General features: G+C 34.3%; 13 protein-coding genes. 1 reads left to right on the top strand and 12 read right to left on the bottom strand.

Annotated features, from left to right (window positions below; translation table 11 throughout):
- Positions 1-49 precede the first annotated feature (49 nt).
- Positions 50-1,597, top strand: a complete 1,548-nt coding sequence (locus tag EIB73_RS02275; protein ID WP_125026049.1) for an IS1182 family transposase — start codon at positions 50-52, stop codon at positions 1,595-1,597.
- A 170-nt stretch (positions 1,598-1,767) separates the two neighbouring features.
- On the opposite strand, the gene EIB73_RS02270 is transcribed toward EIB73_RS02275, so the two are convergent.
- The 12 genes from EIB73_RS02270 to EIB73_RS02215 all read right to left on the bottom strand — a co-directional run bounded on the left by EIB73_RS02270 (position 1,768) and on the right by EIB73_RS02215 (position 12,253).
- Positions 1,768-2,346 (bottom strand): glutathione peroxidase, encoded by a 579-nt coding sequence (locus tag EIB73_RS02270; protein WP_125022242.1) that lies wholly within the window; start codon positions 2,344-2,346, stop codon positions 1,768-1,770.
- Between the two features lie 4 nt (positions 2,347-2,350).
- Positions 2,351-3,013, bottom strand: coding sequence for a histidine kinase (locus EIB73_RS02265; RefSeq protein ID WP_125022240.1), 663 nt, complete (start codon positions 3,011-3,013; stop codon positions 2,351-2,353).
- Positions 3,014-3,209: 196 nt separating this feature from the next.
- Positions 3,210-3,944 carry a 3-deoxy-manno-octulosonate cytidylyltransferase gene (gene kdsB, locus EIB73_RS02260; RefSeq protein ID WP_125022238.1) on the bottom strand — a complete coding sequence of 245 codons (735 nt, stop codon included), beginning with the start codon at positions 3,942-3,944 and terminating at the stop codon, positions 3,210-3,212.
- A 134-nt stretch (positions 3,945-4,078) separates the two neighbouring features.
- Positions 4,079-5,332: a pyridoxal phosphate-dependent aminotransferase gene (locus tag EIB73_RS02255; protein ID WP_125022235.1), complete on the bottom strand. Its 1,254-nt coding sequence runs from the start codon at positions 5,330-5,332 to the stop codon at positions 4,079-4,081.
- Between the two features lie 147 nt (positions 5,333-5,479).
- Entirely contained in the window at positions 5,480-6,502 is a 1,023-nt protein-coding gene (locus tag EIB73_RS02250; protein WP_125022233.1) for a hypothetical protein, read from the bottom strand.
- Between the two features lie 10 nt (positions 6,503-6,512).
- Entirely contained in the window at positions 6,513-7,013 is a 501-nt protein-coding gene (locus EIB73_RS02245; RefSeq protein WP_125022231.1) for a hypothetical protein, read from the bottom strand.
- 23 nt (positions 7,014-7,036) lie between these two features.
- Entirely contained in the window at positions 7,037-7,609 is a 573-nt protein-coding gene (locus tag EIB73_RS02240; RefSeq protein WP_125022229.1) for a hypothetical protein, read from the bottom strand.
- Positions 7,610-7,655: 46 nt separating this feature from the next.
- A complete protein-coding gene (locus EIB73_RS02235) occupies positions 7,656-8,066 on the bottom strand; it encodes a hypothetical protein (RefSeq protein ID WP_125022227.1) in 411 nt (136 codons plus the stop codon).
- 71 nt (positions 8,067-8,137) lie between these two features.
- Positions 8,138-9,850 (bottom strand): phospho-sugar mutase, encoded by a 1,713-nt coding sequence (locus tag EIB73_RS02230; RefSeq protein ID WP_125022225.1) that lies wholly within the window; start codon positions 9,848-9,850, stop codon positions 8,138-8,140.
- A gap of 54 nt (positions 9,851-9,904) precedes the next feature.
- Positions 9,905-10,606: a GIN domain-containing protein gene (locus EIB73_RS02225; protein ID WP_125022223.1), complete on the bottom strand. Its 702-nt coding sequence runs from the start codon at positions 10,604-10,606 to the stop codon at positions 9,905-9,907.
- A gap of 32 nt (positions 10,607-10,638) precedes the next feature.
- Positions 10,639-11,589 (bottom strand): glycosyltransferase family 2 protein, encoded by a 951-nt coding sequence (locus tag EIB73_RS02220; protein ID WP_125022221.1) that lies wholly within the window; start codon positions 11,587-11,589, stop codon positions 10,639-10,641.
- 70 nt (positions 11,590-11,659) lie between these two features.
- On the bottom strand, positions 11,660-12,253 hold the full coding sequence (locus tag EIB73_RS02215; RefSeq protein ID WP_228411265.1) for a DUF4199 domain-containing protein: 594 nt from the start codon (positions 12,251-12,253) through the stop codon (positions 11,660-11,662).
- Between the last annotated feature and the right edge of the window lie 53 nt (positions 12,254-12,306).

Here is a 12,306-nt window from a genome sequence, read left to right as displayed (position 1 = left end):
TTTAACATTTGTCAGTTTTAAAGGGTTTTACTATCTTTAAGTATTGATAATCAATTATATGAGTATTAAATTTAAAGATTATAACCAACAACAAAATTGGTTATTCCCACCATCAATCGAGGAATTGATTCCAGAAAATCATGCCGTTCGGGTCGTTAATGGAATTATTGAACAACTGGATTTACGATTGCTCATTGAAGAGTATAGTAAAGATGGCAAACCGAGCTTTCATCCCAAGATGATGCTTAAGGTGATGGTTTACGCTTATATGGATAATACGTATTCCAGCAGGAAGATCGAAAAAGCGATGCGTGAGAATATTAATTTTATGTGGTTGTCCGCTCAACAGGTCGCAGACCATAACACCATCGCACGTTTTCGGAGCAAGAAACTCAAGACTATTTTCAAAGACATTTTCAAACAGGTCGTCCTGTTATTAGCAGAGGAAGGACTCGTTAGCTTGAAAGAAGTTTTTACCGATGGAACTAAGATAGAGTCTATTGCCGGGAGATATACCTTCGTTTGGGGCAATGCCATTAAAACCAGAAAAGAGAAGATGGCAGAACAACTTGAACAAATGTGGAACTATGCCCAAAGCATTGCTGAGGAAGAAGACAGCGATCCTACACCACCGGAGTTTAAAACCATCGATAAAGATAAAATAGAGAAGACCGCCAAGAAAATAGAAGAGATCATCAGCAAAAACCCGAAGGCATCCACCAAAGCAAAGGCAAAATTAAGATACATTCAAAAGAATTTTTCTCAGAACCTGGATAAGTACCAGGAGCAGGAAAAGGTTTTGGACGGACGTGGCAGTTATAGTAAGACCGATCCCGATGCCACATTTATGCGCATGAAAGATGATCATATGCAGAATGGTCAACTTAAACCCGCCTACAACGTGCAGGTAAGTTCTGAATCCCAGTTTGTTATTCATTATACTTTACACCAAACCACCAATGATTTAAATACGCTTAAACCACATCTCAATACTTTTGAAGAACTTTATCAGTTTTTGCCGGAAGAACTTACTGCTGATGCTGGTTACGGCAGTGAAGAAAATTATGATTTTCTGGAAGAGAAAAATATAGAAACCTTCGTAAAATACAACACCTTCGATAAGGAACAGGGTATTTTAAAATCGAAAAGAAAGAAAATCAACGAAGACTTTCACCGCGATAAACTTTATTATAACGAAGAGAAAGATCAGTATATCTGTCCGATGGGGCAACCGATGAATAAAATCACCAACCGAAATCGAAAAACAAAAAGCGGTTATGCTCAGACAAGTTCACTGTACCAGGCTCAAAACTGCAACGGTTGTCCGCTGCGAGGGGCTTGCCATAAAGCCCAGGGAAACAGAATAATAGAACGCAACCAAAATTTAGAACGGCATAAGGAGAGAGTTCGGGAAAACATCTTGAGTGAAATCGGAGAAATAAAACGCAAACAACGCACGGCGGATGTAGAACCCGTCTTTGCACATATCAAATCCAATCGGAACTTCAAGCGTTTTACACACAAAGGAATAGAAAAAGTGGAATTAGAGTTCGGATTACACGCTTTAGCACACAATCTAAGAAAAAAGAGTGCTTAAGTAAGAGCACATTTTTATCCTAATGTGCAAAAATCACAAATAATCAAAATTTAACGCTTTACAACAGAAAATAAAAAAACCGCCTCATATTTTATTTTGAGACGGCTTCTTTTTTTATTTTAATTCTCAGAAGATGATCTTTTGTTTCTCATCCTCAAATTTCAAGGAAATTATTTTAAATATTTCGTTATGGAATCGCTTGTAGGTTTCGTTGTACTAATATAAGAATCAATCAGATGACCATTTTCGTCAATAAGAAATTTGGTGAAATTCCAAAGGATCGCGGTGTTTTTTACGCCGTTCAACTCCTTTTCTATAAGATATTTAAAAATCGGTGCTGTATCATCTCCTTTCACAGAAACCTTTGCTGCCATAGGAAAAGTAACTCCAAAGTTTTTTTCACAAAAAGCTCCAATTTCCTTATTACTTCCGGGCTCCTGACCGCCAAAATTGTTTGCAGGAAAACCGACAACGACTAAATTGTCAGCATAATCTTTCGACAATTTTTCTAAATCCGCATATTGTGGGGTGAAGCCACATTCGGATGCTGTATTAACAATTAGAATCTTTTTGCCTTTAAAATCTGCAAAGTTAATCTCATTACCATCTAGACTTTCTACTTTAAAATCGTAAATGGTCTTCAGGTTCATTTTCTCTGTTGTATCCACTTTAGATATATCTTTATTTGAATTTTTACAGCCTATAGTGACTGCTCCGACCGCTATTAAGAGTATAAGTGTTTTTTTCATCATTTTAAAATTTAAAAGTATTGCTTGGGAATACCTTATTTGTTTCTATTTTATTTAAAATCATCACATAATCACCGTCTTTTTTTGGCGATGCTGATTCTATTCTGTAGGGCATCATCAAACTACCGACCATTCTGTAATCTGAATAAAGTAAAGTATCATCTTTTTTAATTTCTTTCAGAATCATATAAGTTTTGGCGTCAAAGAAATAAACAGTTTTGTTCACATTCTTGGTCAGCTCCACTTTATGACAGTAGATGTCTCCTACCTTTTCTTTACCCATATATTTTGCCTGAAAGCCTTTGTTTTCCCAATCAATAAAATCGTTGTCAAAACTCTCTGCAACATAATTTGGATATTCTTGAATTTTATTGGTCGCATAATTCATCGCATATCCTTTTGTACCGTCATATCCTTCGATCGCAGTTTCCTTTTTACCAATGGTAATAACAGTTTTGGTCAAATTTGGGCGTTGCTGAAAAATCTTGATAGGATAATCGTCATTTATTCCGAGAGTTACTTTTCCCTGTAAAAAAACAGAATTTAAAAGTTTCCAATTGGTGAGTCCACCAGACAATTCTATGTTTTTATCAATAATCTCTTTTGCTGTTTGTGCATAAGTTATAGATCCTATTGCGAATATAAATACTAAAAATAATTTTTTCATATGATAACATTGCGTCCTAAAAAAGAACGTTCTTACGTGCATTAATGGTTAGAAGATATTTAATACCTCAGGAAAATTTTTCAAATATATACTTTTTGAATCAGAATAAATATGATTTTCATTAGGTATTTAAAATCATTACTTTTAAAAATAGGTGATGATTAAACGATTCTAATTTAATGAGTAATCTATTTATTTAATGATTTCGTTTTAAAATTTCACGCGCCTTCTCTAAATCTTCCGGCACATCAATTCCAACGCCTACGAAATCTGTTTCGATCATTTTGATCTTCATACCGTACTCCAAATACCTTATGCATTCAATCTTTTCTGCTATTTCTAAAGGCATCATTTTCAACTTTGCAAAATTCAGCAATGCCTTTTTTCTGAAAGCATAAACGCCAATATGTTTAAAATATTCTGTTTTTACTGAAGTTTCTCTGGGATATGGAATGACCGAACGGCTAAAATATAATGCAAAACCTTGATTATCAGTAATAACTTTCACATTATTAGGATTTTCAATTTCCTCCTTTTCGTGTAATCTTATTTTTAAAGAGGCTAACGAAATTTTTTCCTCCTGATCATCTTTAAAAACAGCAATTAATTGTTTTAAAGGTTCGGTTTTTAGAAAGGGTTCATCACCCTGAACGTTCACCACGATATCACAATCAATATTTTGTACAGCTTCTGCAATCCTGTCGCTACCTGTCTCGTGTGATCCTGTCATTACGGCATTACCACCGATATTTTTAATTTCATTAAAAATAATTTCGGAGTCTGTTGCAACAAAAACTTCATCAAATAACTCAGTTTCTACCACATTTTGATACGTCGTGGCAATCACGGTTTTGTCACCCAAGATTTGCATAAGTTTCCCCGGAAAACGGGATGCTTCATAACGCGCGGGAATAACGGCTATAGTCTTCAAATGTTTTATATTTTTATAAAAATAAATACCCGTCTTTTATCCATATAAATATCCTGGATGACGGGTATTTATTACCAAATTATAATTTTCCGGTACAAGGTCTGAAGGAAATTTAGAAAATGAATACTTTCAGTTTATTTCAACTTTTGCAAAGCATCTTTAAGTCTTGGCAACATATTTTTGATTTCATCCAGAGAAACGCCGCCTGCAGAAGCACGGAACCACGGCATATTTCGGGAATTTCCAAAGGCAGAAAAAGGAACTAATGCAATTCCCGCTTCTTCGATCAAATAGAAAACAAGATCAGATGAATCTTTAATTAAACTCCCATCGGGCTTGGTTTTACCAATATAATCTAACTTCACCGTTAAATATAGTGCGCCCATTGGCTGAATACTTTCTACAGAGAAACCTTCATTTTTAAGATCTTGAATCCCATTGTGAAGAACGGTCAAACTCTCCGCGATCTCTCCCTTAAAATGATTGACGAATTCGTCCACTTTTTCGGGATGATTTAATAAAACAGATACTGCTTCCTGCTCAGGTTTTGGTGCCCAAGCTCCAATGTGACCAAGCAACGCTTTCATTTTATCAATAACTACAGAGGGTCCAAAACTCCAGCCTACACGAACGCCTGTGGCTGCGAAACATTTCGAAGCACCATCAATATAAATCGTAAATTCTTTAAGCTCCGGATATAAAGTGACTGGATCGTAATGTTCCCCACCGAAAGTAAGCATGGCATAAATTTGATCATACATTAGGTATAAAGGTTTTTCACCTTCACCGCGGCTTTTGTTTTCTTCGATAATCAGTTCACAAATTTCAGCAAGTTGCTGTTTCGTAAACATAGTTCCAGTCGGATTTAGAGGCGAACAGAGTGCAATTAAGACAGCGCCTTTAATATGAGGTTTTATGTCAGCAGCCGTGGGCAAAAAGTTATTCTCTACTGAAGTTTCAACTTCAATTTTCTGAGCTTCAGTAAGGTAAGAATAGTGATTGTTATTCCACGACGGAACCGGATAAATTACTTTATCATTCGCATCGACGATCGTTTTAAATGCGGCATAAATCAAAGGTCTAGAACCTCCGGCAACCAAAATATCATTTTCAGAATAATCCAAATTCCATCGGTTTTTAATGTCCTTTGAAATTGCTTTTCGCAAGGATAAAAGTCCATTTGCTGGCGGATAATTGGTTAAATTATTTTGATAGGCCTTCTGAATTTCCTCTTTTAATAAATCGGGAATCGGATAAATATTTGAATTTAAATCACCAATGGTAAGGTTTGCTATTTCAGCACCTTGAGATTTCATGTCGTTAACCTGATTTCCAATTTTGATGATTTCTGAGCCAATAAGATTAGCTGCTAATTTTGATACTTTCATAGATGATTTTTATTGACAAATAGAAGACCTTCTATTGGTCGCTTTAGTTTGAACCAAATTTACAACTTTTTAATAAATTTCATTTGACATTTTAGGGCAAAAAATTAAGATTGATCTTTAATTTATAAGATAAGAAATTTCTATCATCTACTTCTTAAAAATAATTTCATCGAGCTTTATCTCGAATTTTTCACCATCTTCATAGGTTATTTGTACTGTTTTTTCATCGAGAAAAATAATATTTTTATTGCAAGAATAAGTACAAGACTCAACGATAATAGGGAAATACAATTTTTTATTTTTATCATATCCTAAGAGATTGCCACGAAAATAAGTTGCTACAATAAAATTTTCATTCTCAATAATGGTGTCGATATCCGATCCATCAAGATTAAATAGTTGGTCTTTATAGTACGTAGATTGAATCGATTCTGGGATAATAGCGTAACCAGCGCCGTAGTGATTATCCGTTCTATTATCTTTCTCCCATTTTTCTTCATAATTTTTATAATAGTCTGCTTTTTTTTCCTTTTTAGAAGCCTGAAAAATTAATTTTGATTTTGAAGCATATTGATACAAGGGACTTTTTAAAACGATTCTTTTATTTTTTTCTTCAATAGCAAATTCTCCTTTGATACACTCATTGCAGAATTCGCTGAAATAACCTTTGTACAAAAGACTTTGGCGATCCTTTAGGTCACTCAGATTGATCATCCAGAATTCGACCGTTTTTCCCGGAATCGCTTTACCCATATATTCAGGTTGTGTCGTTAGAAACAAGTATTCTTTATTATTGATCAACTTATTCTCTACCGAACTGCTGTCAATACTGAAGTACGACCATTCCAGTCTATTCAGCTCAAATTTTTCGGTGAGCTTTGGTAGGTTATTTTCGAAAGTATATTTCCCAACATTAAAAATATTTAAAGTATCTGCATAAAAGTATTTTCCTCTACTCTCTTTGCTGTCAACCCAAATTCTGGTGAATCCAGAGTCCTGCATCTTTATAAATACGCTTTTACTTAAAATAGAATCTGGAATAACGTTCTCTTTTTTAACATCTATTTTAGGTCTATATTTTATTTGTGTAGTTTCCTTCTCTTTTTCTTCACAAGAAAATATCACCCATAAAAAAAGAACGGTTAAAAGTGATATACAAAAATTTTTCATATTTTTTTATTTAAAACTCAAAACCTAAACTCTCATCAAATTCTAACGGCGTTTCCAAATTCAATGAAAACAAACTTCCGACCCTATTTTTTATAATTCCATTTATCCTCGTAGTCTTATCGAGCTTTAAATTTTTAAGTAAAATCCCCGTAGCGAGTTTTTCATTCTGTGAAAAATAGGTATCGTAAATTAAATATTGGTAACCATCTTTAGTAAAGCTAAGATTGGCAATTTCTTGTCCAGAGTTCGCTTTTCCGCCGCCGCGACTGTAAAAAATATAATGAAAGTGTTTCCAACTTTCTTCTGTTCTTTTCGCTGGAAACTGCATCTCTATTTTACGTTTGGTCCCGAATCGATACTGAATATATTTATTGTTATTGTCTTTTACCAAAACCATTTTCTTTTCGCCATTAGTGTTGAAAGAGTAAATAACCGATTCATTTTCAAGAATATACTGAGAATAAATTCCATGTGGAAAAAGTAGAATAAGGAGCGTAATATAAAACTTCATAATACGTAATCTTAGAATTAAAACTAGGGCTTATTCAAACGATTCCAAAAATCAATAAAATGCTTGCTAATCGGCGTTGGCAACTGGGAAAAATTATCGCTATAGAGGTTTTGACTAAAATTATCATCTGCTGAAACAAATATTTCATAGGGTTTATTTTTGTACATGATCATTCCAATCACTTTTTCAACCTTACTTTCAGGTCCGGCTTCATGTTGATCAATTATAGAAATGCTTTCATAATTGCCATCTTTGTCAACATCAGAATAACTGGCGCGATTATCGACGAACGCTAAAGATTTATTAATGGGATGCGTTAGTTTATATTGGAAAGTCCTGGTAAAAGTACTTCCTGTTTTGGTGAATTTTTCAATATACAACTCATCATTTTCGGCGCCGGAACGATTCTTAGAAACCACAAAATAGTTTTCTGTGTTTTTGTCATCGATGCCAATTGCATATAATTTCCGATCTCCTGAAAAAGGCAAATCTGATTTTGTTAAGTTTTGAGAAAACTGCGATGTGATCATGCTTACCTGCGCATTAAGCAAGTAAACCGTTCCAAATAAAATTAAAAATAGTACATTTCTTTTCATGATAAAAAGCTTTAAAATTACATAATTACGCTATAAAATTGAAGATCTAAAGTCCCCATTTTTTTCTAAATTTAATATAGTAATAAGTCCAAGGCAACATATAAAAGACAAAATAAAGGATCATGATCCACACGTCATTTTCATTAATCATCTCTTTGATTGAAAGAAAAAAAAGTACAAAGTGAATAAAAAAGAAAGTGGCAAAAGAGAGAAATCTTTGCGATCGAATTTTATCAAATATATTTAAAAAAGCAAATAAACTTGCAATTGCTAAGAATAACTGAATCCCAATCGGTATTGCAAATTCTAATCCCGCAAAACAATTTAAATTTCGATAGGGTTCAGCTGGAGAAAGTGGTCTGCTTGTTGCCAATTTAACCGCAAAAATAAGTAGTAAACTTAGGCAAACACTAAGTCCAAAACAAATTAAAATGCTTTTACCAATAAACAATCTCATTCTAAATAATATATAAAAAAGGCAGAAATAAAATTTATCTCTGCCTTAAAGTTATCAAATTAATTTGAACCTTATAATTTTAAATCTGCTTTAACCTGATTGATTTTTTGTTTTAAAGAAGCCGATTTCTCCTTAAATTCTTCTTTTGAAGTAATTTGATCTTTTACAGAAACATAGAATTTAATTTTCGGTTCTGTTCCAGACGGACGTACACAAACTTTGGTTCCATCTTCAGTATAATAAATCAATACATTCGATTTTGGAATATCGTCCATCACCGATTTTGTATTTGTCATCATATTTAAAGAGGTTTGCTCCTGGAAATCTTTTACGATCGCCACTTTGGAACCGGCGATTTCTTTAGGTGGATTTTCACGGAAATCTTTCATCATCTGAATAATTTCTTCAGCACCAGTTCTACCCTTTCTAACCACGTTTACTAAACCTTCGTAATACATTCCAAGGTCTTTGTAAATCTCGATCATATATTCGAACATGGTTGTGTCATTGGCTTTACACCAGGCTGCAATTTCGCAAGCTAATAAAATTGAACCACAAGAATCTTTATCTCGAACGAAATCTCCGGTCATAAAACCGAAACTTTCTTCGCCACCACAAACGAATTTTTCTTTTCCTTCGAAATCACGGATCATTTTACCAATCCATTTAAAACCGGTTAAACCAACTTTGCAGTCAACACCGAATTTTTTAGCAATTTCATAGAAAATATCAGAAGTCACAATCGTTGAACCGATGAATTCCTTTCCGGTGATTTTGCCGGCTTTTTTCCATTGATCCAAAATATAATACGTTAAAATCGTATTGGTTTGATTTCCGTTCAATAACTGCATTTCACCTTCCAGATTTCTAACAGCAATTCCCAATCGATCTCCGTCTGGATCAGTTCCGAGAACGATATCACCATTGGTAATTCTCGCTAAATCCATCGCCATTTCAAGTGCCGCAGGTTCTTCAGGATTTGGTGAATCAACGGTTGGGAAATTTCCGCTTGGAATCATTTGTTCTCTTACCAAATCAACTTTCTTGAAGCCGGCTTTTTTCAATGCGTCAGGAACAGTTGCATAAGTGGTTCCGTGGATCGAAGTGAATACAATATTCAAATTATCTCTGCCAACATTTTGATAAAGAGAATTTTCCATACAAGCATCGATGTAAACATCGTCTTGTTCCGGACCAATCCATTCGATTAAATCATCGTTTCCGTTGAATTTAATCTCACTGAATTTTACCGAATAAACTTCTTTGATAATATTCTCATCATCTGGCGGAACGATTTGCGCTCCGTCATTCCAATAAACTTTATAACCGTTATATTCAGGCGGATTGTGAGAAGCTGTCAACACGATTCCGGCGTTACATTTCTTATCTCTCACCGTGAAAGAAAGTTCAGGAGTTGGACGGTGTTCTTTAAATAGTAAAACTTTTATTCCGTTTGCAGTTAAAACATCTGCACACATTTTACCGAATTCCTTTGAGTTATGTCGAACATCATAAGCAATCGCAACTTTAATTTCCTGATTTGGAAACTGCTGATGAAGATAATTTGCTAAACCTTGAGTTGCCTGACCAAGCGTATATTTATTTAAACGGTTGGTTCCAACACCCATAATTCCACGCATTCCACCCGTTCCGAATTCCAGTTCTCTGTAAAAAGAATCTTCTAATTCATCAGAATTAGTATCGATCCATTCTTGAACAGTTTTTTGTGTTTCTTCATCGAAAGTATCTGTTAACCAGAGTTTTGCTTTTTCTAAAGTTGTCATATCTTTCTATATTTATTTCTAATTAAAATTTTTAAGAATTGCGCCAGAATAGTTTTAGTCTAATTCTTTATTTTGAACAGTTGCCGTTTCATCTATTTTTATGGCACTAATCGGGTCATTATAATAGGTCAGTTTTGCTGTATTTTTAATGCTTCCTTTTAAAGAATCTTTTACATTCAGCTCTGCATAATTTCCATTCTTCGAATCAATATTTAAATTTTCAATCGTCCAGTATGGCGCAATAATACTTGCGGTATCAGAGATTTTCAAAACTGCATCTTTGGTTTTTCCTAAAAAGTTTGCACGACTTTTTTGAGTCATTTCAACTTCTGCTCTTCTGGAATTAACCGATCCAATAAATTTAGCGTTATTTTTCAAATTAAGTTTAAAATTATCGGTCTTAATTTCGCTTGAAACATTCAATTCCACAGATTGGGACATCGAAATTTGTTCTACATTATATTTCGAATAGATCGTAATATTATAGAAATCAACACCTTCCGTTTTACGGCCTTCAGACACCGACAACGTTTTGTCTTTTACTTTAATTTTCAAATTATCACCAACATTTTTATACGTTTCAACATTCACAAAACTGCTGTCACTTTTCACATAGAATGCCCTGAAGTTGCCTTCCAGATTAAGATTAACAAAATCTTCGACCATCACGTCCTTGCTAGTAATATCACCCTTTGGCGAAACTTTTCCACAAGAAAATAAACTTAAAATAAGAACGATATAAATTAAATTCTTCATTATAAAAGGTAAATAAAAAGACTTTTCCGGAATTAAATAATTTCCTCCACGTGATAATTTTCGTGTTGTCTATTGGTTCTGATAATCATTTCACCTAAAAATCCGGCGATAAAAAGAAGCGATCCCATAATCATCATAGTTAAGGCGATAAAAAACCAGGCATTATTCGTTAATAAATGTCCGTAAATACCTTGTGAAACATCGATTAACTTGGAAATTCCCAACCATAAAGCGGAAAGAAAACCGACAATAAACATTACAGTTCCGACAGCTCCGAAGAAATGCATTGGTCGACCGCCAAAACGGCTTACAAACCAAAGTGTAATTAAATCCAGAAATCCACGAACGAAACGTTCTGTTCCAAATTTCGAAGTTCCATAAGGTCGGGCCTGGTGTTGAACCGGTTTTTCAGTAATCTTCCGGAAGCCTGCATTCGCGGCCAAAACAGGAATATAGCGATGCATATCGCCATATACATCAATTGATTTTACGACCTGCTTTTTGTAGGCTTTTAACCCACAATTAAAATCATGAAGGTAAACTCCAGAAATACTTCTGGCCGCTGCGTTGAAGACTTTGGACGGAATATTCTTGGTCATTACATTATCATACCTTTTCTTTTTCCAGCCGGAAACAATATCGTACCCTTCGGTTTTAACCATGGCATATAATTCCGGAATTTCTTCCGGAAAATCCTGTAAGTCAGCATCCATCGTGATTACAACATCGCCACTTGCTTTTTCAAAAGCCGCATGTAACGCTTGAGATTTGCCATAATTACGGGAAAATTTTATCCCATGAATTTGTGGGTGCTGTACTTTCAAATTTTCAATGATGCTCCAGGAAAGATCGGTGCTTCCATCATCTACAAACCAAATTTCGTAGGAAAGACGGTGAGACTGACAAACGTTATCGATTCTTGAAAACAGTTCTTCAAGAGATTCTTCTTCGTTCAGAAGAGGGATGATGATGGATAGATTCATTTATTAAAAAAGATTATTTAGCAAAATTAGGGGTTTATTTCGGTATTTTTATTTGACTTTTATTTTTTAACTAAAGTTCTGACCTGCTTCGGAAAAAACTTGCAAAAAAGGTGGATAAAATTACATAGAATACGAGGATTGCCGCAAAATAATAGGTAAACTGGCGAAAATTAAACATATCCTTTCCTTTGATCATTTCCGGGGAGAAGCTTAATTTTCTTTCCTGATATTTCTTTTCAAGTTCTGCCTTTTCTTCAGGAGTTTTTACAAATTGCTTGGCTTTATTATATTCAGCATCCAGTTCTGTTTTCTGTCTTTCGATATATTGAAAATTCAATAAATCTTTCGCACCCGGATCGGCAAAGTTTAGGAAAAGATACATTCCAATTACAGACAAAAATCCTCCAAAAAACATCGGTTTAAAAGCACGGCCGAAGGCGTCCCGAAAACCCATTCGAATTCCTGCTCTTCTCAATGAATTTACGGAAACATAGGCACCTGCTAGGTAAATTACGGGCATAAAAAAAGCATTTAAAAGGAGCGAATTGTTAAAATATTCGGTATTCATTCCGAAAAAGTACATTCCCAGGAACACAACCATGGTTGCAATAAACAGCACAAAACCAATGGAATAGACATTTTTAATCATATTTACAGTCGTCAATTTTATTATTTTTAATGTTTAGAATTTTGAAATTTAAATTAAAGGCGTATATT

The sequence above is a fragment of the Kaistella carnis genome (assembly GCF_003860585.1).
GTDB classification, from domain to species: Bacteria; Bacteroidota; Bacteroidia; order Flavobacteriales; family Weeksellaceae; genus Kaistella; species Kaistella carnis.
This window is presented reverse-complemented; position numbering and strand designations above follow the sequence as displayed.